Consider the following 21,268-nt stretch of genomic DNA (forward strand, 5'->3'; position numbering starts at 1 on the left):
CCTTCGGCTTCGTCGCCGTCAACCCTGTTATCGTCTGGTCACTCACAACCTTTAGAATTTTTTTCTAGCCGTCGAAATACTCCCCTTCCTCGTTGCTGTTCTTGTCATTAAGCAAAAAAATAAATCGTAAACTTTGCCCCGCTTTCGCCGATAACCCCGGTATTCGTTCTACATGTCGCATGATTAAGGAATATATATGGCTAGTATTTCAACGCTCGGGGTTGGGTCGGGGCTGGATCTCAGCAGCATCCTCGACAGTCTTGAGGCGGCAGAAAAATCTACCCTAACGCCGATATCAAAACAGCAAAGCTCGTACACCGCGAAACTGAGCGCCTACGGGACGCTGAAAAGCGCTCTGGAGAGTTTTCAGACCGCCAACACAGCACTGAATAAAGCCGACTTATTTACCGCTACATCAACCACCAGTAGTTCCTCGGCTTTTAGCGCCACCACTACGGGCAGCGCGATTGCCGGAAAATACACCATTAGTGTCAGCCAACTGGCACAGGCTCAAACGCTTACTACCCAAAACAGCCAAAAAGACAACAAAGCCGCCATCGCCACCAGCGATAGCGTACTGACCATCCAGCAAGGCGGCGGAAAAGATCCCGTCACGATTGACATCAGCGCGGCTAACTCGTCACTCTCTGGCATCCGCGATGCAATTAACAACGCCAAAGCCGGTGTCAGCGCCAGTATCATCAATGTGGGTAACGGCGAGTATCGTTTGTCTATCACCGCCAATGATACCGGTAGCGATAACGCCATGAAACTAAGCGTCAGCGGCGACAGCGCTCTGCAAAGTTTTATGGGTTACAACGGAACGTCGGGTGATAGCAGTAATGGCATGATTGAAAGCGTCACCGCGCAGAACGCCAAACTTACGGTTAATAACGTTGAGATTGAAAACAGCAGCAACACTATCAGTGACGCGCTGGAAGATATCACTCTCAACCTGAATGACGTCACCACCGGTAATCAGACCCTCACCATCAGCAAAGACACATCCAAAGCTGAAAATGCGGTTAAAGCGTGGGTGGATGCCTATAACACGTTACAGGATACGTTCAGCAGCTTAACCAAATACACAGCAGTCGATGCCGGAGCAGAAAGTCAGGACTCCAGCAACGGCGCATTACTCGGTGACTCCACGCTGCGTACCATCCAGACTCAGCTCAAAACCTTGCTCGCCAATACCCACAGCAGTTCGGCCTATAAAACATTGGCACAGATCGGTATTACCACCGACGCCAGTACCGGAAAACTGGAAATAGCGACCGACAAACTGCAAACGGCCCTGAAGAAAGATGCCGCTGGCGTAGGTGAAATGTTTATTGGTGACGGTAAAAGCACTGGCGTAACCACCAGCATTAGCAGCAACCTGACCAGTTGGCTCTCCTCCACCGGGATAATCCAGGCTGCAAAAGATGGCGTAAGCAAAACACTGAACAATTTGACCGATCAGTACAACGCAGCCAGTGAACGTATCGATACATTAATGGCGCGCTACAAAGCCCAATTCACCCAACTGGATGTGTTAATGAACTCGCTTAACTCCACCAGTAGCTATCTGACACAGCAATTCGACACCTCAAATAGCAGCTCGAAATAATTTTCAGGAGAGACTATGTACAGCGCAAAAGGCACGCAGGCCTATGCACAAATTGGCGTTGAGAGCGCCGTGATGAGCGCCAGTCAACAGCAACTGGTTACCATGCTATTTGACGGCGTGTTGAGTGCGCTGGTAAGAGCACGCCTGTTTATGCAGGACAACAACCTGGAAGGCAAAGGCATTTCTTTATCGAAAGCCATCAACATTATTGAAAATGGGCTGAAGGTGAGCCTCGAAGAAGAAAGCCAGGATGAATTAACTCAGAATTTAATTGCGCTCTATAGCTATATGGTCAGGCGTTTGCTGCAAGCGAATTTGCGTAACGATGTCTCCGCAGTCGAAGAAGTGGAAACATTGATGCGCAATATTGCCGATGCCTGGAAAGAGACTTTACTCTCCCCTTCTTTGATTCAGGACCCTGTCTGATGAACCATGCACCGCACTTGTATTTTGCCTGGCAACAACTTGTCGAAAAAAGCCAGCTCATGTTACGCCTGGCGACAGAAGGACAATGGGATGAACTCATCGCCAGCGAAATGGATTATGTGAATGCGGTGCAACAAATCGCACACCTGACGGAAGAGATGGCACCTTCTGCCAGGATGCAGGAACAACTCAAACCGATGCTGCGCCTCATCCTGGACAACGAAAGCAACGTTAAGCAGTTATTGCAGGTCAGGATGGATGAGCTTGCGAAGCTGGTTGGTCAGTCATCGATGCAAAAATCCGTATTAAGTGCTTACGGTGACCAGGGCGGCTACGTACTGGCGCCGCAGGAGAATATCATCAATTTTTCTACCCATCTGAATTTTGGCAAAGCATAAAGGTTGGATTACTCGCGAATAGCCTGATTACGGCTACGCTTCTAATGTTCCCCTTGAGTGGAGTCGAAGAATGCGTAATCCCACGCTATTGCAATGCTTTCACTGGTATTACCCTGAAGGCGGCAAGCTCTGGCCCGAGCTTGCCGAGCGCGCCGACGGTTTAAATGATATTGGTATCAATATGGTCTGGCTACCGCCTGCCTATAAAGGCGCATCGGGCGGGTATTCTGTCGGCTACGACTCCTATGATTTATTTGATTTAGGCGAGTTTGATCAAAAAGGCACTGTCGCTACGAAATATGGTGATAAGGCGCAATTGCTGGCGGCCATCGACGCGCTTAAACGCAATGACATTGCGGTACTGCTGGACGTGGTCGTCAACCACAAAATGGGCGCAGATGAAAAAGAAGCCATTCGCGTCCAGCGCGTCAATGCTGACGATCGTACGCAAATTGATGATGAAATCATTGAGTGCGAAGGCTGGACGCGTTACACCTTTCCCGCTCGTGCCGGGCAATACTCGCAGTTTATCTGGGATTTCAAATGCTTTAGCGGTATCGACCATATCGAAAACCCGCATGAAGATGGCATCTTTAAAATCGTCAACGATTACACTGGCGAAGGCTGGAATGATCAGGTTGATGATGAATTAGGCAATTTCGATTATCTGATGGGCGAAAATATCGATTTTCGTAACCATGCCGTCACCGAAGAACTCAAATACTGGGCGCGCTGGGTAATGGAACAAACTCAGTGCGATGGCTTTCGTCTCGATGCGGTAAAACATATTCCGGCGTGGTTTTACAAAGAGTGGATCGAGCATGTACAAGAAGTTGCGCCGAAACCACTATTTATTGTGGCGGAATACTGGTCGCGCGAGGTCGAGAAACTGCAAACGTATATTGATCAGGTGGAAGGTAAAACCATGCTGTTTGATGCACCGCTGCAGATGAAATTCCACGAAGCGTCTCGTATGGGGCGTGATTATGATATGACTGAGATTTTTAGCGGCACATTGGTTGAAGTCGATCCTTTCCACGCCGTGACGCTGGTCGCCAACCACGACACCCAACCGTTACAAGCCCTTGAAGCCCCAGTGGAGCCGTGGTTTAAGCCGCTGGCATATGCCCTTATTTTGCTACGGGAAAATGGCGTGCCTTCGGTGTTTTACCCTGATCTGTACGGGGCTCATTACGAAGATGTCGGCGGTGACGGACAAACCTATCCTATAGATATGCCAATAATCGAACAGCTTGATGAGTTAATCCTCGCCCGCCAGCGTTTTGCCCACGGTGTACAGACGTTATTTTTCGATCATCCGAACTGCATTGCCTTTAGTCGCAGTGGCACCGATGAATATCCTGGCTGCGTTGTGGTTATGTCGAACGGCGACGATGGCGAAAAGACCATTAATCTGGGGGAGAACTACGGCAATAAAACCTGGCGCGATTTCCTCGGTAATCGACAAGAGAGCGTAGTGACCGATGAAAATGGCGAAGCGACTTTCTTTTGCGACGGCGGCAGCGTCAGCGTTTGGGTTATCGAAGAGGTGATTTAAAACCGATTGCTGACAATACACTCATCGTTATTGCGGGTTCGTTACAGTTCCAGGCCCGATAAGCGTGCGCATCGGGCACTTTTTTTGACATACAAATCCCCCAACTCCAGGGGGATTTCATTACGGCAACGGCGTAGGTAGCGGCGCTTTTTCCAGCGCAGCTGCACACTCTGCCGTGGGGCGAGCCACGCGTTCCATCGTCATGCCATCATACTCAATGGTGTTACCGTCACGTTCAATCTCGTACAACTCACGTTTCACAGTAACGTTAGTGAGAGAGTCAGACATCAGCGTCAGCTTACCCGGCAACGCAATCACTCGCTGCCATTGGCGGCAATCCAGGGTATCACCCTCTTTAGTGACTATCAGGCTACCAATCGCTTCCGGACTGACCAGCGCACGTTGCGGCCCTTTGGTCTGCCAGTACCCTGCCAGCCAGTCTGGCGCAGGGGTTTTTACAACATTATTATAGTTTTCGACTTCGGCACAGCCCGCCAGCAACATGAGTGCGCCTGCAATTGCGAGTTTTTTCATCATTCGTCCTGCATGAGAAGAAAAGTGGATTGTGGCATTAAAGCCCTGACGCTGCCAGCCTTTCCAGGCCCAAAGAGAAATTTGATCTAACTATTATTTTTGTGAATTATTGCCACGCAATTAAATTCTCCTGATGTATGATTCGCGACTCTTGTTTAAACCTTCTGAGTTCAGAGGCTACATACATGTCATGGCAGCAATTCAAACAAGCCTGGTTGATTAAATTCTGGGCGCCAATCCCTGCGGTCATCGCGGCGGGTATTCTCTCCACTTACTATTTTGGCATTACCGGCACCTTTTGGGCAGTTACGGGTGAATTTACCCGCTGGGGCGGTCAGCTCCTGCAACTGTTTGGCGTCCATGCTGAAGAGTGGGGGTATTTTAAAATTATCCATCTGGAAGGATCGCCATTAACCCGCATTGACGGGATGATGATTCTCGGTATGTTCGGCGGCTGTTTTGCCGCAGCATTATGGGCCAACAACGTCAAACTGCGCATGCCGCGTAGCCGTATCCGCATTATGCAGGCCATTATTGGCGGGATTATTGCTGGTTTTGGAGCGCGTCTGGCGATGGGCTGTAACCTGGCGGCCTTCTTTACCGGCATTCCTCAGTTCTCGCTGCACGCCTGGTTCTTTGCCATCGCCACCGCCATCGGCTCATGGTTTGGCGCGCGCTTTACCCTGCTGCCTGTCTTTCGTATCCCCGTAAAAATGCAGAAAGTCTCTGCCGCCTCACCGCTGACGCAAAAACCGGATCAGGCGCGACGCCGTTTTCGTCTCGGGATGCTGGTCTTTTTCGGCATGCTGGGCTGGGCGCTGCTGACGGCGATGAACCAACCGAAACTGGGGCTGGCAATGTTATTTGGCGTCGGCTTTGGCTTACTTATTGAACGCGCGCAAATCTGCTTCACTTCCGCGTTCCGCGACATGTGGATCACAGGACGTACTCACATGGCGAAAGCGATCATTATCGGTATGGCGGTAAGCGCCATCGGGATTTTCAGTTACGTACAGTTGGGCGTAGAACCTAAAATCATGTGGGCGGGTCCGAACGCAGTAATTGGCGGATTATTGTTTGGTTTTGGTATTGTGCTGGCGGGCGGCTGCGAAACGGGCTGGATGTACCGCGCGGTGGAAGGCCAGGTACACTACTGGTGGGTCGGCCTGGGCAATGTTATCGGCTCCACGATTCTGGCGTATTACTGGGATGATTTCGCCCCGGCACTGGCCACCGACTGGGACAAAATCAACCTGCTGAAAACCTTTGGCCCAATGGGCGGGCTGCTGGTGACATATTTGCTGCTGTTCGCTGCATTAATGTTGATTATCGGCTGGGAGAAACGCTTCTTCCGCCGTGCCGCGCTGCAGACAGTTAAGGAGATCGCATGAAAAATATCGTTCCTGATTACCGCCTTGATATGGTGGGTGAACCCTGCCCTTACCCGGCGGTCGCTACCCTTGAGGCGATGCCTCAGTTAAAAAAAGGCGAGATCCTCGAAGTGGTCAGCGATTGTCCACAGTCGATTAACAATATTCCACTGGATGCGCGTAATCACGGCTACACGGTACTGGACATTCAACAAGACGGGCCGACCATTCGTTATTTAATTCAGAAGTAATCTTTTCTCCCGCTGTTTCAGGCAGCGGGAGTCACTTGCTACGAATACTCCGTTGTCTATTTTCTGTACCACAGTTGGATTATCATTGATTCACACAGAGACAGCATTAAGTGATCGGACCAGATTGAAGGAATAACGCCGATCATGCAAACTACTATCCCTCACAACTGACGAGAGATTATTTCCCTGATGGATCAGGTTGCTATTTTTCAAAAGATGTTTGAGCAAGTGAGAACGGAGCTAAATTTTTCCTGGTTTTATACTGAGTTAAAACGTCATCATATTGCACATTATATTTACTATCTTGCCACAGATAACATCAGAATCGTCACACACGATGACAATGTTTTGTTAATAAGAGGAAGCAGAAGTCTATTAAAAGTCAGTACCACCAAGGATCCTGAGCAAGTCAAAAAAGCAGCCCGAACTCACATTTCAAGACAGTCAACATTTCGGGAATATTGTATAACGCTTGCAAATGCTGGCGTTTTTCGGTGGGTTACTGACGTTTGTGATAATAAGCGGCGTTACTATTCTATCGATAACACACTCTTATATATTGAAGATGTTGAAAACAATAAGCCCTTAATTTAGATGTATTAGCTCATCTTAGATCTGACAGTTATCTGTTATTTATACAGGTATCTGTCAGATTATCTCTGGCTTGATTTACTCTTCCCTGACGCCACTCCCGTTCCATGAGCCTCCTGCGGGAGGTTCATGGAAAATGCCTGCCAAAAATTGTTATATTATAACAACGAACAGTTTTACCATGACTGAGGAAAACACACATGAAAATCAATGGTATAGGTAAAGCCATTTTTCTTTTTGCACTGCTAACCTCAACGGCATCTGCTGCTGGCAAGGACGTTAATGTTGAGTTCAGGAAGGATCATAGTAGTGCACAGTACTCAGGAGAGATAACGGGATACGATTACGACACATATAATTTCTATGCCAAAAAAGACCAGAAAGTACACGTCAGCATCTCCAATGAGGGTGCTGATATTGTCCTCTTCGGGCCTGGAATCAGCAATTCGGTTGATCTCTCCAGATACTCTCCCGAACTTGATGACAATGGTCAGTACATCCTTCCCGCTTCCGGTAAATATGAGCTAAGAGTACTTCAAACTCGTAATGACGCTCGTAAAAACAAGGCTAAAAAATACAGCGTCAACATACAGATTAAGTAAACAGAGAGCGACGGGGCTATCCCCGTCATTACTTTCCAGTATCTGAAGATGATTGTCAGTACTGCTTTAATCGTGAATGCCGTGAGGATATGTCGGTAAGAATTACCTAAAAATACGATTAATTTTATAGTTTAAACCTTTTTTAGTTGTTAGTAAGATACATCTGCTTCCAAAAAACTTGGAAATTCAACAAATCATGGAAATTTTTGACCTTGTCCCGCGGCTCCAATCCGACAGCCGCGTTTCTTTTTACTATCTAGTCCATCGCTAACCTACGAACTTTGCCTTCACGCTTTCAAACGCTGTTTTGGCGCATGATTGGGTTCCACTACTCAGAGATATCACATAATCATTTTCATGCCACTATATAACACCCAAATAATAACAACCATTCATTCATTGCATTAACATCCTCATATTCATTTGCACAGGAATAAAACCATTTATTCAATTAATAACAAGGATTTAATGATGAGCAAAATTACAGGTGTTTTAGTTGATGACCATATCTACGATATTAAAAATGACATGGAGAGTAGTTACTGCTTTCCTAACAGCTTGTTCCCTGGCGCTACCTTCAAGATGGTCATTGATTATGACCCAGCAAATAATGACAAGGTGAAATGGAGCTGTAGCACTAATGCAGATGATGATATCCTGGCTATTAGTCAAGATGGCACAGTAACCTTTCCTGACGTAGATGAAACGTGCATTGGGAAAATTTTTGTTATTTTCGCCACTGATATAATAACGAATAAACCTGCTGGCATTTATGTTTTTATTGTGAAACGTTTTTTTAAATACAGCGCTGAGATTTATAATTCAGTTAAAGACATTTCACCGTGGATTGAAAGCATGGGCGGAGAATTTCCGGCACCGCTTGATGTCGATAGTGGCGCTTATTGTATTGATGAAACACATATTATCAATCGAGAAGTTAACGCAGGGCTTTACCAGGAATGGGGCAACGTGGGTCATGGTGGATGGAAAGTAAATACAACGATCCACGATGATTGTTGTATTTACACTTTTGATAAAGAAAATAATCTTTATTATTGGCTGGATAATTTTGGATTCGTACAGATTATGACTCACTTACTTAACGCTCAGGCAGTTGCATTCTACGGTGAATCCCTCGGTCGTTAGAGCTTTTTTGCCCACTGTCATTTGCATTATTGCAGAGTAAACATTCACTGAAATTGTCAAATTTCACGTAAGCAAAACCACCCGTTTAGCGGTGGTTTTCATTTTTATTCGCTATGTGTATGAAGTTTAGGAATAAATGGTTGTTGGCTGTTTATACGGGAGTTCGTCACGGAATGAGCATAGTCAACAGGCTACAAAACCTACACCTGCATGGACATCATTTCCTGGTACGCCGCCACCAGCTTATTACGCACCTGAATCCCCATTTGCATTGAAACTGAAGCTTTTTGCATATCGGTCATCACATCGTTTAGCGCCACGCCGGGTTCGCCGAGGGTGAATTTTTCTGCCTGGGTGCGGGCGGCGGTTTGCGTATCACTTATACGATCGAGCGCGGCATGAAGTTGTCCGGCAAAACTGATGCCAGGTTGTGGTAGTGATTCCTGTGCACGGGCACTCATCACCGTAGCCTGTAACTGGCTGATAACCCCTTCAATCCCCTGTATGGCTGACATATTCATCTCCTGGATCATTTCTGGTAGCAGAGATTAACAGCAAGTCAATAAGATAAAGGCGTTAAATAACGATAAAAAACCGGGTTAATTGGCGCATAGAAAAAAACAAAACCACAAATAATGAGGCCGTTAATTTTTCGAGTGTGCTGACCCGGGAGTGCGTCTTGTTCCACTTTGCCAATAACGCCGTCTTTCATCTGCCGCGAGGTGCGCGATGAATACGACTGCAGCCCAGACAAAATCTCTTGAGTGGCTTAATCGCCTACGCGCGAATCCGAGAATCCCTTTGATTGTTGCTGGTTCCGCTGCGGTGGCAGTGCTCGTCGCGTTAATTCTATGGGCAAAAGCCCCCGATTACCGCACGTTGTTCAGCAACCTTTCCGATCAGGATGGCGGCGCGATCGTCAGCCAACTGACGCAGATGAATATCCCTTACCGCTTTAGTGAAGCCAGTGGCGCGATTGAAGTTCCGGCGGATAAGGTTCACGAATTGCGTTTGCGTCTGGCGCAGCAAGGCTTGCCTAAAGGCGGAGCGGTCGGCTTTGAGCTGCTCGATCAGGAAAAGTTTGGTATCAGCCAGTTCAGCGAACAGGTGAATTATCAGCGAGCGCTGGAAGGCGAACTTTCTCGTACTATCGAAACCATCGGCCCGGTAAAAGGGGCGCGCGTGCATCTGGCGATGCCGAAACCGTCTTTATTTGTCCGTGAACAAAAATCCCCTTCCGCGTCGGTGACAGTGAATTTATTGCCAGGACGTGCGCTGGATGAAGGGCAGATTAGCGCCATTGTGCATCTGGTTTCCAGTGCGGTTGCCGGTCTACCGCCAGGAAACGTCACTCTGGTGGATCAGGGGGGACATCTGTTAACCCAGTCCAACACCAGCGGGCGTGATCTCAATGATGTTCAGTTGAAATATACCAGCGATGTTGAAGGCCGGATTCAGCGTCGTATTGAAGCAATTCTGTCGCCTATTGTCGGCAACGGTAATATTCATGCGCAAGTCACGGCGCAGCTGGATTTCGCCAGTAAAGAGCAAACAGAAGAGCAGTATCGTCCTAATGGCAATGAATCACAGGCGGCGCTTCGTTCCCGTCAACTGAATGAAAGCGAGCAGAACGGTTCCGGTTATCCGGGCGGCGTGCCGGGCGCATTGTCTAATCAGCCCGCGCCAGCAAACAACGCGCCGATTAGTACGCCTCCGGCAAATCAAAACAACCGCCAACAACAGACGAGCACCACCAGCAATAGTGGGCCGCGCAGCACACAGCGTAATGAAACCAGCAACTACGAAGTCGATCGCACCATTCGTCATACCAAAATGAACGTCGGCGACGTGCAACGTCTGTCTGTCGCGGTAGTGGTGAATTACAAAACGCTGCCGGATGGCAAACCGTTGCCACTGAGCGCCGAACAGATGAAACAAATTGAAGATCTGACCCGCGAGGCAATGGGTTTTTCGGAAAAACGCGGTGATTCGCTCAATGTCGTCAACTCGTCGTTTACTAGTGGTGATGAAAGCGGTGGAGAACTGCCGTTCTGGCAACAACAAGCGTTTATCGATCAGTTACTGGCTGCCGGGCGCTGGTTGCTGGTGATACTGGTGGCGTGGCTGCTGTGGCGTAAAGCGGTGCGTCCGCAATTAACCCGCCGCGCCGAGGCGGTGAAAGCCGTTCAGCAACAGACACAAACTCGTCAGGAGACGGAAGATGCAGTGGAAGTACGCCTGAGTAAAGACGAACAACTGCAACAACGTCGCGCTAACCAACGTCTGGGGGCTGAGGTAATGAGCCAGCGCATCCGCGACATGTCTGATAACGATCCGCGCGTAGTGGCGCTGGTCATTCGCCAGTGGATAAATAACGATCATGAGTAACCTGACAGGCACCGATAAAAGCGTCATTCTGTTGATGACCATTGGCGAAGACCGGGCGGCAGAGGTATTCAAGCACCTGTCCCAACGAGAAGTGCAAACCTTGAGCGCGGCAATGGCGAACGTCTCGCAGATCTCCAACAAGCAGTTAACTGAAGTACTGGCAGAGTTTGAACAAGAAGCCGAACAGTTTGCTGCGCTGAATATCAACGCCAATGATTATCTGCGTTCAGTGCTGGTCAAAGCGCTGGGCGAAGAGCGTGCCGCCAGCCTGCTGGAAGATATTCTCGAAACCCGCGATACCGCCAGCGGTATTGAAACGCTCAACTTTATGGAGCCGCAGAGCGCCGCCGATCTGATTCGCGATGAGCATCCGCAGATTATCGCCACCATTCTGGTGCATCTGAAGCGCGCCCAGGCCGCCGATATTCTGGCGTTGTTCGATGAACGTCTGCGCCACGACGTGATGTTGCGTATCGCTACCTTTGGCGGCGTACAGCCTGCCGCGCTGGCTGAACTGACAGAAGTGCTGAATGGACTGCTTGATGGCCAGAATCTCAAACGCAGCAAAATGGGCGGCGTGAGAACGGCGGCCGAAATTATCAACCTGATGAAAACTCAGCAGGAAGAAGCGGTTATTACCGCCGTGCGTGAATTTGACGGCGAGCTGGCGCAGAAAATTATCGACGAGATGTTCCTGTTCGAAAATCTGGTGGATGTCGACGATCGCAGCATCCAGCGGCTGTTGCAGGAAGTGGATTCCGAATCGCTGCTGATCGCGCTGAAAGGTGCCGAACAACCACTGCGCGAGAAATTCCTGCGCAATATGTCGCAACGTGCCGCAGATATTCTGCGCGACGATCTCGCCAACCGTGGTCCGGTACGTCTGTCGCAGGTGGAGAACGAGCAGAAAGCGATTCTGCTGATTGTGCGCCGTCTTGCCGAAACCGGCGAGATGGTGATTGGCAGCGGCGAGGATACCTATGTCTGATAATCTGCCGTGGAAAACCTGGACACCAGACGATCTTGCGCCACCACAGGCGGAGTTTGTGCCGCTAATGGAGCCAGAAGAAGCCGTCACTGAAGAGGCCGAACCCAGCCTTGAGCAACAACTGGCGCAATTGCGAATGCAGGCCCACGAGCAAGGTTATCAGGCGGGCATTGCCGAAGGTCGCCAGCAAGGCCATGAACAAGGCTATCAGGAAGGTCTGGCCCAGGGACTGGAACAAGGACTGGCACAGGCAAAATCTCAGCAAGCGCCGATTTATGCCCGGATGCAGCAACTGGTCAGCGAGTTTCAGACCACCCTTGACGCGCTGGATAGCGTGATTGCTTCACGCCTGATGCAGATGGCGCTGGAGGCGGCGCGCCAGGTGATCGGCCAGACGCCAACGGTGGACAACTCGGCGCTGATTAAACAGATCCAACAGTTGTTGCAGCAAGAACCGTTATTCAGCGGCAAACCGCAGCTACGCGTGCATCCCGATGATCTACAACGTGTTGATGAGATGCTTGGCGCAACGTTAAGTTTGCATGGCTGGCGCTTGCGCGGCGACCCGACCCTGCATCCCGGCGGCTGTAAAGTCTCCGCCGATGAAGGTGATCTCGACGCCAGCGTCGCCACCCGCTGGCAAGAACTCTGCCGTCTGGCAGCACCAGGAGTGGTGTGATGACCACTCGCCTGACACGTTGGCTAACCTCGCTGGATAATTTTGAAGCCAAAATGGCGCAACTGCCCGCGGTGCGCCGCTACGGGCGATTAACCCGCGCCACCGGGCTGGTGCTGGAAGCCACCGGATTGCAACTGCCGCTCGGCGCAACCTGTGTCATTGAACGCCATAACGGCACTGAAACGCACGAAGTAGAAAGCGAAGTGGTTGGCTTTAACGGTCAACGGCTGTTTTTGATGCCGCTGGAGGAAGTGGAAGGCGTACTGCCCGGCGCGCGCGTTTACGCCAAAAATATCTCCGGCGACGGGCTACAAAGCGGTAAGCAGTTACCGCTCGGTCCGGCGCTGTTAGGCCGTGTTCTGGACGGCAGTGGTAAACCGCTCGATGGTCTGCCCTCCCCCGACACGACTGAAACTGGCGCCCTGATTACCCCGCCGTTTAACCCGTTGCAACGTACACCGATCGAGCATGTGCTGGATACGGGCGTGCGTCCGATTAATGCCCTGCTTACCGTTGGGCGCGGGCAGCGTATGGGGCTATTTGCCGGTTCCGGCGTCGGTAAAAGTGTGTTGCTGGGGATGATGGCACGCTACACCCGTGCCGATGTGATTGTCGTTGGTTTGATTGGTGAACGTGGGCGAGAAGTAAAAGATTTTATTGAAAATATTCTCGGCGCCGAAGGGCGTGCGCGCTCAGTAGTGATAGCCGCTCCGGCTGATGTTTCTCCGCTCCTGCGAATGCAAGGTGCCGCCTATGCCACGCGCATTGCCGAGGATTTTCGCGATCGTGGCCAGCATGTGTTGCTGATTATGGACTCCCTCACCCGCTACGCGATGGCCCAGCGTGAGATTGCACTAGCCATTGGCGAACCGCCTGCCACCAAAGGCTATCCGCCGTCGGTATTCGCCAAATTACCAGCACTGGTCGAGCGTGCCGGTAACGGCATTAGCGGCGGCGGTTCGATTACCGCGTTTTATACCGTGCTCACCGAAGGCGATGACCAGCAAGATCCAATTGCTGACTCCGCACGTGCAATCCTCGACGGTCACATCGTGCTGTCTCGCCGCCTGGCGGAAGCCGGGCATTATCCGGCGATTGATATTGAAGCCTCAATCAGCCGTGCAATGACGGCGTTAATCAGCGAGCAACATTACACACGGGTACGTACGTTCAAACAGCTGTTGTCGAGTTTTCAGCGTAACCGCGATCTGGTCAGCGTCGGCGCGTATGCCAAAGGCAGCGATCCGATGCTCGATAAAGCCATCGCCCTGTGGCCACAGCTGGAAGGCTATTTGCAACAAGGTATTTTCGAACGCGCAGACTGGGAAGATTCTCTCCAGGGGCTGGAGCGCATTTTCCCGACGGTGTGATTACGCAGGAGATAGCAACAGATGGCAGAACATGGCGCCCTGGCGACCCTGAAAGATCTGGCAGAAAAAGAGGTGGATAATGCGGCCCGCCTGCTGGGTGAAATGCGTCGCGGATGTCAGCAGGCGGAAGAACAACTCAAAATGCTGATCGATTATCAAAACGAATATCGCAGCAACCTGAGCAACGACATGAGTGCAGGAATGACCAGTAATCGCTGGATCAACTATCAGCAGTTCATTCAAACGCTGGAAAAAGCCATTACCCAGCACCGCCAGCAGCTTAATCAGTGGACGCAGAAAGTTGACATTGCCCTGAACAGCTGGCGAGAAAAAAAACAACGTTTGCAAGCCTGGCAGACCCTTCAGGAACGGCAATCCACGGCGGCCCTGTTAGCAGAAAACCGCCTCGATCAGAAAAAGATGGACGAGTTCGCCCAGCGCGCCGCCATGAGGAAAACTGAATGATTCGTTTAGCGCCCTTGATTACCGCTGACGTTGACACCATCACACTGTCCGGAAGTAGCTCCACCGACACGGCACAGGATTTTCTTGCGTTGTTGAGTGGAGCATTAGCAGGAGATGCAGCACCAGGCAAAGCTTCGCCATTGCTTCAGGTTGCAGTGGATACCCCACACGCGCAAGGTAAAGAACGCGTCAACGAAATTCTGCCCGGGGTACAGCCGTCTGATTTACTCATCGCTACTGACGAAACGCTGACTGAAATAACCGCAGTACTACCCGATACAACGCCGCTGGCGACGGCTCTGATTAATACGCTGGCCGCCATGCCAGAAAAGGAGACGGTCGCCGACGAAAAAACGGATGACCTTAATGAAGATGCTGTCGCCAGCCTGAGCGCCCTTTTTGCTATGTTGCCCGGTTTTGACAATACCCCCAAAGTGACTGATGCGCCTGCAACAGCATTACCGACGCAGAAGCAAACACTCTCAACAAAACTGACTACCGCGCAACTCGCGACAGCACAACCTGACGACGCCCCTGGCGCGCCAGATCAGTCATTAACACCGCTGGTCGCTGAAGCCCAGAGTAAAGCGGAAGTCATCAGCACGCCGTCACCTGTTACGACCGTCGTCAGCCCGCTAATCACTGCGCATCAGACGCAGCCATTGCCCAGCGTCGCCGCGCCTGTTTTGAGCGCCCCGCTGGGTTCTCACGAATGGCAACAGTCATTAAGCCAACATATTTCACTGTTTACTCGTCAGGGGCAGCAAAGTGCCGAGCTGCGTTTGCATCCACAGGATTTAGGCGAAGTACAAATATCTCTCAAAGTGGATGACAACCAGGCGCAAATTCAGATGGTTTCACCGCATCAGCACGTGCGCGCCGCTCTGGAAGCGGCTTTGCCGGTACTGCGCACACAACTGGCAGAAAGCGGAATTCAGTTGGGACAGAGCAATATCAGCGGCGAAAGTTTTAGCGGTCAGCAGCAGCCTGCTTCCCAGCAACAACAAAGCCCACGCACATCTGGCCATGAACATCTGACAACCGAGGATGACGATGCATTGCCGGTTCCCGCAACTCTCCAGAGAGTTTCATCTGGCCATAGCGGCGTCGATATTTTCGCCTAACGTCAGATGTAGCACCTTAATCCGCGTCTTTTCCCCGCTTTGCCGTACTTAAGACGCAGGATAATTAGCCGATAAGCAGTAGCGACACAGGAAGACCGCAACACATGACTGATTACGCGATAAGCAAGAAAAGCAGGCGATCGCTTTGGCTCCCGATTCTGGTATTCATCACTCTCGCGGCCTGCGCCAGCGCGGGTTACAGCTACTGGCATTCGCAACAAGTGGCCGCTGGTGACAAAGCGCAACAACATGTCATGCCTTCACCTGTCTTTTATGCGCTGGACACTTTCACGGTGAATCTGGGTGATGCGGACCGTGTGCTGTATATCGGTATTACTCTGCGACTCAAAGATGAAGCCACCCGTTCGCGCCTGAGTGAGTATTTGCCGGAAGTCCGTAGTCGCTTGCTGTTACTGTTTTCGCGTCAGGATGCCGCCGTGCTGGCAACGGAAGAAGGCAAGCAAAAACTGATTGCTGCGATTAAAGCCACACTTTCTCTCCCGCTTGTTGCCGGGCAACCGAAACAGGATGTCACCGACGTGCTGTATACCGCTTTTATTCTGCGATAACCACATGGGCGATAGTATTCTTTCTCAAGCTGAAATTGATGCACTGTTGAATGGTGACAGCGAAGTCAAAGATGAACCGACTTCCGGGGGGACCGGCGAAAGTGATATTCGTCCATACGATCCCAACACGCAACGCCGGGTTGTTCGCGAACGCTTACAGGCGCTGGAAATCATCAATGAACGTTTTGCTCGTCATTTTCGCATGGGGCTGTTTAACCTGTTACGTCGTAGTCCGGACATTACCGTCGGAGCGATCCGTATTCAGCCGTATCATGAATTTGCCCGCAACCTGCCGGTGCCGACCAATCTTAACCTTATCCACCTGAAACCGCTGCGCGGCACAGGGCTGGTGGTGTTCTCGCCGAGTCTGGTATTTATCGCCGTGGATAACCTGTTTGGTGGTGACGGCCGGTTCCCTACCAAAGTAGAAGGTCGCGAGTTTACCCATACTGAACAGCGCGTCATCAACCGCATGTTGAAGCTGGCACTCGAAGGCTACAGCGACGCGTGGAAGGCGATTAATCCACTGGATGTGGAGTACGTGCGTTCTGAAATGCAGGTGAAATTTACCAATATCACCACATCTCCGAACGACATTGTGGTTAACACGCCATTCCATGTCGAGATTGGCAACCTGACCGGCGAATTTAATATCTGCCTGCCATTCAGCATGATCGAGCCGCTACGGGAATTGTTGGTTAACCCACCGCTGGAAAACTCGCGCAATGAAGATCAGAACTGGCGCGATAATCTCGTACGCCAGGTGCAGCACTCACAACTGGAACTGGTCGCCAACTTTGCCGATATTTCACTGCGCCTGTCGCAGATTTTAAAGCTGAAACCTGGCGACGTCCTGCCGATAGAAAAACCCGATCGCATTATCGCCCATGTTGATGGCGTTCCGGTGCTGACCAGCCAGTACGGCACCATCAACGGCCAGTATGCGTTACGGATAGAACATTTGATTAACCCGATTTTGAATTCTCTGAACGAGGAACAGCCCAAATGAGTGACTTGAATAATCCGGCCGATGACAACAACGGCGCAATGGACGATCTGTGGGCTGAAGCGTTAGGCGAACAAAAATCGGTAAGCGGCAAGAGCGCTGCCGAAGCGGTGTTCCAACAGCTTGGCGGCGGTGACGTCAGCGGAACGTTGCAGGATATCGATCTTATTATGGATATTCCGGTCAAGCTGACCGTCGAGCTGGGCCGTACGCGGATGACCATCAAAGAGCTGTTGCGCCTGACGCAAGGATCAGTGGTGGCACTGGACGGTCTGGCAGGCGAACCGTTGGATATTCTGATCAACGGTTATTTAATTGCTCAGGGTGAAGTTGTGGTTGTCGCCGATAAATATGGCGTGCGGATCACCGATATCATTACCCCGTCCGAGCGGATGCGCCGCCTGAGCCGCTAGTGATGAATAACCACGCCACGGTACAACCTTCCGCGCCAGTTTCTGCTGCGCCGCTTCTTCAGGTGAGCGGCGCGCTAATTGCCATTATTGTTCTGATTCTCGCTGCGGCCTGGCTGGTAAAAAGGCTGGGATTTGCTCCCAAACGTAATGGTACGAACGGGCTGAAAGTTAGCGCAAGTGCCTCGTTGGGGGCGCGTGAACGGGTCGTGGTGGTCGATGTGGAAGATGCGCGACTGGTGCTCGGTGTTACTGCCGGGCAAATTAATCTGCTGCATAAACTTCCCCCTTCTGCACCAACGGAAGAGTTACCTCAGGCCGATTTTCAGTCGGTAATGAAAAATTTGCTTAAGCGTAGCGGGAGAGCCTGATGCGTCGTCTGTTGTCTGTCGCACCGGTCCTCCTCTGGCTGCTGACTCCCCTCGCCTTTGCTCAACTGCCTGGCATCACCAGCCAGCCGCTGCCTGGCGGTGGACAAAGCTGGTCGCTCCCGGTGCAGACGCTGGTGTTCATCACCTCGCTGACTTTTATTCCGGCAATTTTACTGATGATGACCAGCTTCACTCGCATCATCATTGTGTTTGGTTTATTGCGTAACGCACTGGGAACGCCCTCTGCGCCGCCCAACCAGGTATTGCTGGGGCTGGCGCTGTTTTTGACCTTTTTTATTATGTCTCCGGTAATCGACAAAATTTATGTCGATGCGTACCAGCCATTCAGCGAAGAGAAAATCTCAATGCAGGAGGCGCTGGAAAAAGGGGCGCAGCCACTGCGTGAGTTTATGTTACGTCAGACCCGCGAGGCGGATTTAGGGTTGTTTGCCAGACTGGCGAATACAGGCCCGTTGCAGGGACCGGAAGCCGTACCGATGCGTATTTTGTTACCAGCCTACGTGACCAGCGAGCTGAAAACTGCCTTCCAGATAGGCTTCACGATTTTCATTCCTTTTTTGATTATCGACCTGGTGATTGCCAGCGTGTTGATGGCATTGGGGATGATGATGGTTCCCCCTGCGACCATTGCGCTGCCGTTTAAACTGATGCTGTTTGTACTGGTGGATGGCTGGCAATTGCTGGTCGGTTCGCTGGCGCAAAGCTTTTACAGCTAGAGAGGCGAAATGACACCAGAATCGGTCATGATGATGGGGACAGAAGCGATGAAAGTCGCGCTGGCACTGGCTGCCCCGCTGCTACTGGTGGCACTGGTCACCGGTCTTATCATCAGCATTTTGCAGGCTGCCACACAGATTAACGAAATGACGCTGTCGTTTATTCCGAAAATCATCGCCGTGTTTATCGCCATTATTATTGCCGGACCGTGGATGCTCAATCTGTTACTGGATTACGTTCGTACCTTGTTCACTAACCTGCCGTATATCATTGGGTAATCGATGCAATGTTGCAGGTAACAAGCGATCAATGGGTTTCCTGGTTAAGCCTGTATTTCTGGCCGTTGCTGCGCGTGCTGGCGCTCATTTCTACCGCGCCTATTTTGAGCGAACGCAGCGTGCCGAAACGGGTAAAACTGGGCCTCGCAATGATGATCACATTCGCTATTGCTCCGGCAATACCCGCCAACGATGTTGCCGTTTTTTCGTTCTATGCCCTATGGCTGGCGGTGCAGCAAATCCTGATTGGCATTGCTCTCGGTTTTACCATGCAATTTGCCTTTGCCGCTGTGCGAACCGCTGGCGAAATTATCGGTCTGCAAATGGGGCTGTCATTTGCGACGTTTGTCGATCCTGGCAGCCATCTCAATATGCCCGTCTTAGCGCGCATTATCGATATGCTGGCGCTACTGTTGTTCCTGACATTTAACGGTCATTTATGGTTGATTTCACTGCTGATCGATACCTTTCACACTCTGCCAATTGGTGGTGAACCGTTGAACAGCAATGCGTTTCTGGCACTCACCAAAGCAGGGAGTTTGATTTTCCTCAACGGACTGATGCTGGCGTTACCGCTCATTACCCTGTTGCTGACGCTGAATCTCGCGTTAGGTTTACTGAATCGTATGGCTCCGCAATTATCAATTTTTGTTATTGGTTTTCCATTAACACTGACTGTCGGCATCTCATTAATGGCGGCATTAATGCCGTTAATTGCTCCTTTTTGCGAACATTTATTTAGTGAAATTTTTAATTTGCTGGCAGATATTATCAGCGAATTGCCTGTAATATGATTCCCTAATGTTTATCTTGTTATCCTAAGGATTATCCGAAAAATAATACCAGCAAACATCTTCCAGGATACTCCCGTGGCGATATATTTATTTTAATCTCACTCACATATCGCAACATTTACTTTACTTTAAGACAATTCCAGGCAAATTATACAACACTTTACGGGATAGTAAGTCCGCCTGAAAAATCGCGAGAGTGGCGCATTAGGTGACCCATGTTGTTCCGTTTAGTCATGATGAAATATTCAGGTTAGGGGAATTATCGTTACGCATTGAGTGAGGGTATGCCATGTCAACGATTATTATGGATTTATGTAGTTACACCCGGCTGGGTTTGACCGGGTATCTGTTGAGTAGAGGGGTGAAAAGAAGAGAAATCAACGACATTGAAGCCGTTGATGACCTTGCCATCGCTTGTGATTCACAGCACCCTTCAGTGGTGTTTATTAATGAGGACTGTTTTATCCACGATGCTTCTAACAGTCAACGTATCAAGCACATCATTAATCAACATCCCAATACGTTATTTATCGTTTTTATGGCAATTGCCAATGTTCATTTTGATGAATATCTATTGGTCAGAAAAAATTTATTGATCAGTTCCAAATCGATTAAGCCGGAATCTCTTGATGATATCCTTGGCGATATTCTGAAAAAAGAGACAACGATGGCCAGCATTTTAAATATGCCAACGTTATCATTAAGCCGAACCGAATCGAGTATGTTGCGAATGTGGATGGCTGGCCAGGGAACGATTCAAATATCCGATCAAATGAATATTAAAGCCAAGACCGTTTCATCGCATAAAGGCAATATTAAACGTAAGATCAAAACGCATAATAAGCAGGTTATCTACCATGTCGTCCGACTGACGGATAATGTGACAAATGGTATTTTTGTCAACATGCGCTAGGGCATACTGACTGGTGGTATTCCACCAGTCAGGCTGACAGAAATTACTTTGCTTTCTCCACAAAGATACCATCCTGATGCCCTGCTTCATTAAAGAACCAGATGCCGAGCGGGTAGTCTTCCAGCGAAACCAGGTACATTGTGCCTTCACTAAACTCCTCAACTGCCAGTACCACGCCAGGACGACGCGGACCGCCATCCGTTTTGACTGTTACCCGATCATTCACCTTCATCGTTTTCCTCCTGTGGCTTTGTGCCAGTTTAGAACAATTTCGTTTTTCTGACAGCGCCGGGCGCGTGCGAGTGCTGATTTTCTCAACGGTCTATACTTAAGAAATGCCTGGCTGACATGACGTGTCGGCAGCAACATATAAGCAACGGTTGCGAGGATAGATGATGAAAACCGCAAAAGAGTACAGCGATACCGCAAAACGTGAGGTCAGAGTCGATGTCGATGCCCTGCTGGCGGCGATCAATGAAATTAGCGAAAGCGAAGTTCATCGCAGCCAGAACGATTCGGAACACGTCAGCGTCGATGGCCGTGAATATCATACATGGCGTGAATTAGCCGATGCCTTTGAACTTGATATTCATGACTTTAGTGTCTCTGAAGTGAATCGCTAAATGCATCATAAAAAAATCCCGGCCCTTGTGGGGGTCGGGATCAAACTTGCTTAAGCAAGAAGCA

27 protein-coding genes are annotated in these 21,268 nt (G+C 50.2%); 24 read left to right on the plus strand and 3 right to left on the minus strand.

The genetic code is table 11. The annotated features are described in order from the left end of the window. The first annotated feature begins 196 nt into the window (after nt 1–196). The 4 genes from fliD to amyA all read left to right on the plus strand — a co-directional run bounded on the left by fliD (nt 197) and on the right by amyA (nt 3,994). Nucleotides 197–1,612 carry a flagellar filament capping protein FliD gene (fliD, locus tag H9644_RS05135; protein WP_064529325.1) on the plus strand — a complete coding sequence of 472 codons (1,416 nt, stop codon included), beginning with the start codon at nt 197–199 and terminating at the stop codon, nt 1,610–1,612. Between the two features lie 15 nt (nt 1,613–1,627). Next, nucleotides 1,628–2,038, plus strand: a complete 411-nt coding sequence (fliS, locus tag H9644_RS05140) for a flagellar export chaperone FliS (protein WP_064529326.1) — start codon at nt 1,628–1,630, stop codon at nt 2,036–2,038. Further along, nucleotides 2,038–2,436: a flagella biosynthesis regulatory protein FliT gene (fliT, locus tag H9644_RS05145; protein ID WP_064529327.1), complete on the plus strand. Its 399-nt coding sequence runs from the start codon at nt 2,038–2,040 to the stop codon at nt 2,434–2,436. Before fliS ends, fliT begins: the two co-directional genes overlap by 1 nt. 70 nt (nt 2,437–2,506) lie before the next feature. Beyond that, on the plus strand, nt 2,507–3,994 hold the full coding sequence (gene amyA / locus H9644_RS05150) for an alpha-amylase (protein ID WP_064529328.1): 1,488 nt from the start codon (nt 2,507–2,509) through the stop codon (nt 3,992–3,994). Nucleotides 3,995–4,114: 120 nt separating this feature from the next. On the opposite strand, the gene yedD is transcribed toward amyA, so the two are convergent. Beyond that, a complete protein-coding gene (gene yedD, locus H9644_RS05155) occupies nt 4,115–4,528 on the minus strand; it encodes a lipoprotein YedD (protein ID WP_064529329.1) in 414 nt (137 codons plus the stop codon). A gap of 185 nt (nt 4,529–4,713) precedes the next feature. On the opposite strand from yedD, the gene yedE reads away from it, so the two are divergent. The 5 genes from yedE (at nt 4,714) to H9644_RS05180 (ending at nt 8,488) form a co-directional block, all read left to right on the plus strand. Continuing rightward, nucleotides 4,714–5,919: a selenium metabolism membrane protein YedE/FdhT gene (gene yedE / locus H9644_RS05160; protein WP_064529330.1), complete on the plus strand. Its 1,206-nt coding sequence runs from the start codon at nt 4,714–4,716 to the stop codon at nt 5,917–5,919. Then, entirely contained in the window at nt 5,916–6,149 is a 234-nt protein-coding gene (gene yedF, locus H9644_RS05165; protein ID WP_000790504.1) for a sulfurtransferase-like selenium metabolism protein YedF, read from the plus strand. The genes yedE and yedF overlap by 4 nt, the downstream gene beginning before the upstream one ends. Before the next feature lie 189 nt (nt 6,150–6,338). Further along, a complete protein-coding gene (locus H9644_RS05170; protein ID WP_064529331.1) occupies nt 6,339–6,743 on the plus strand; it encodes a DUF1398 domain-containing protein in 405 nt (134 codons plus the stop codon). Between the two features lie 197 nt (nt 6,744–6,940). Continuing rightward, nucleotides 6,941–7,342: a g-type lysoyme inhibitor PliG gene (gene pliG, locus H9644_RS05175; RefSeq protein ID WP_191773581.1), complete on the plus strand. Its 402-nt coding sequence runs from the start codon at nt 6,941–6,943 to the stop codon at nt 7,340–7,342. 471 nt (nt 7,343–7,813) lie between these two features. Further along, nucleotides 7,814–8,488 carry a hypothetical protein gene (locus H9644_RS05180; protein WP_225221269.1) on the plus strand — a complete coding sequence of 225 codons (675 nt, stop codon included), beginning with the start codon at nt 7,814–7,816 and terminating at the stop codon, nt 8,486–8,488. A gap of 200 nt (nt 8,489–8,688) precedes the next feature. Here H9644_RS05180 and fliE read toward each other — a convergent pair whose 3' ends face one another. Further along, entirely contained in the window at nt 8,689–9,003 is a 315-nt protein-coding gene (gene fliE, locus H9644_RS05185; protein WP_064529334.1) for a flagellar hook-basal body complex protein FliE, read from the minus strand. Nucleotides 9,004–9,217: 214 nt separating this feature from the next. Between fliE and fliF the strand changes: the two genes are divergently transcribed. The 14 genes from fliF to rcsA all read left to right on the plus strand — a co-directional run bounded on the left by fliF (nt 9,218) and on the right by rcsA (nt 20,581). Next, complete coding sequence (fliF, locus tag H9644_RS05190; RefSeq protein WP_064529335.1) at nt 9,218–10,876, plus strand: flagellar basal-body MS-ring/collar protein FliF; 1,659 nt, start codon at nt 9,218–9,220, stop codon at nt 10,874–10,876. Next, nucleotides 10,869–11,864, plus strand: coding sequence for a flagellar motor switch protein FliG (gene fliG / locus H9644_RS05195; protein WP_032184453.1), 996 nt, complete (start codon nt 10,869–10,871; stop codon nt 11,862–11,864). The genes fliF and fliG overlap by 8 nt, the downstream gene beginning before the upstream one ends. Next, nucleotides 11,857–12,543 carry a flagellar assembly protein FliH gene (fliH, locus tag H9644_RS05200; protein WP_105289032.1) on the plus strand — a complete coding sequence of 229 codons (687 nt, stop codon included), beginning with the start codon at nt 11,857–11,859 and terminating at the stop codon, nt 12,541–12,543. Before fliG ends, fliH begins: the two co-directional genes overlap by 8 nt. After that, entirely contained in the window at nt 12,543–13,913 is a 1,371-nt protein-coding gene (fliI, locus tag H9644_RS05205; protein WP_191773585.1) for a flagellar protein export ATPase FliI, read from the plus strand. Before fliH ends, fliI begins: the two co-directional genes overlap by 1 nt. A 21-nt stretch (nt 13,914–13,934) precedes the next feature. Further along, nucleotides 13,935–14,378 (plus strand): flagellar export protein FliJ, encoded by a 444-nt coding sequence (fliJ, locus tag H9644_RS05210; RefSeq protein ID WP_191773587.1) that lies wholly within the window; start codon nt 13,935–13,937, stop codon nt 14,376–14,378. Next, nucleotides 14,375–15,502, plus strand: coding sequence for a flagellar hook-length control protein FliK (locus H9644_RS05215; protein ID WP_191773589.1), 1,128 nt, complete (start codon nt 14,375–14,377; stop codon nt 15,500–15,502). Before fliJ ends, H9644_RS05215 begins: the two co-directional genes overlap by 4 nt. Nucleotides 15,503–15,606: 104 nt before the next feature. Beyond that, nucleotides 15,607–16,071, plus strand: a complete 465-nt coding sequence (gene fliL, locus H9644_RS05220) for a flagellar basal body-associated protein FliL (RefSeq protein WP_064529340.1) — start codon at nt 15,607–15,609, stop codon at nt 16,069–16,071. 4 nt (nt 16,072–16,075) lie between these two features. Next, the gene (gene fliM, locus H9644_RS05225) at nt 16,076–17,080 is read left to right on the plus strand and encodes a flagellar motor switch protein FliM (RefSeq protein ID WP_064529341.1); all 1,005 of its coding nucleotides are present in this window, start codon (nt 16,076–16,078) and stop codon (nt 17,078–17,080) included. Next, nucleotides 17,077–17,490: a flagellar motor switch protein FliN gene (gene fliN / locus H9644_RS05230; RefSeq protein WP_191773592.1), complete on the plus strand. Its 414-nt coding sequence runs from the start codon at nt 17,077–17,079 to the stop codon at nt 17,488–17,490. The genes fliM and fliN overlap by 4 nt, the downstream gene beginning before the upstream one ends. A gap of 2 nt (nt 17,491–17,492) precedes the next feature. Next, nucleotides 17,493–17,858 carry a flagellar biosynthetic protein FliO gene (gene fliO / locus H9644_RS05235; protein WP_191773700.1) on the plus strand — a complete coding sequence of 122 codons (366 nt, stop codon included), beginning with the start codon at nt 17,493–17,495 and terminating at the stop codon, nt 17,856–17,858. After that, nucleotides 17,858–18,595, plus strand: a complete 738-nt coding sequence (gene fliP, locus H9644_RS05240; protein WP_064529344.1) for a flagellar type III secretion system pore protein FliP — start codon at nt 17,858–17,860, stop codon at nt 18,593–18,595. The genes fliO and fliP overlap by 1 nt, the downstream gene beginning before the upstream one ends. A 9-nt stretch (nt 18,596–18,604) precedes the next feature. Further along, nucleotides 18,605–18,874, plus strand: coding sequence for a flagellar biosynthesis protein FliQ (gene fliQ, locus H9644_RS05245; protein WP_000187358.1), 270 nt, complete (start codon nt 18,605–18,607; stop codon nt 18,872–18,874). 8 nt (nt 18,875–18,882) lie between these two features. Continuing rightward, complete coding sequence (fliR, locus tag H9644_RS05250; RefSeq protein ID WP_191773594.1) at nt 18,883–19,668, plus strand: flagellar biosynthetic protein FliR; 786 nt, start codon at nt 18,883–18,885, stop codon at nt 19,666–19,668. 289 nt (nt 19,669–19,957) lie between these two features. Beyond that, nucleotides 19,958–20,581 carry a transcriptional regulator RcsA gene (gene rcsA, locus H9644_RS05255; protein ID WP_064529346.1) on the plus strand — a complete coding sequence of 208 codons (624 nt, stop codon included), beginning with the start codon at nt 19,958–19,960 and terminating at the stop codon, nt 20,579–20,581. Nucleotides 20,582–20,624: 43 nt separating this feature from the next. On the opposite strand, the gene dsrB is transcribed toward rcsA, so the two are convergent. Beyond that, on the minus strand, nt 20,625–20,813 hold the full coding sequence (dsrB, locus tag H9644_RS05260; RefSeq protein WP_170988935.1) for a protein DsrB: 189 nt from the start codon (nt 20,811–20,813) through the stop codon (nt 20,625–20,627). Nucleotides 20,814–20,976: 163 nt separating this feature from the next. Between dsrB and yodD the strand changes: the two genes are divergently transcribed. Further along, nucleotides 20,977–21,204, plus strand: coding sequence for a peroxide/acid resistance protein YodD (gene yodD / locus H9644_RS05265; protein ID WP_001743856.1), 228 nt, complete (start codon nt 20,977–20,979; stop codon nt 21,202–21,204). Nucleotides 21,205–21,268 lie beyond the last annotated feature (64 nt).

The sequence above is a fragment of the Escherichia whittamii genome (assembly GCF_014836715.1).
GTDB classification, from domain to species: Bacteria; Pseudomonadota; Gammaproteobacteria; order Enterobacterales; family Enterobacteriaceae; genus Escherichia; species Escherichia whittamii.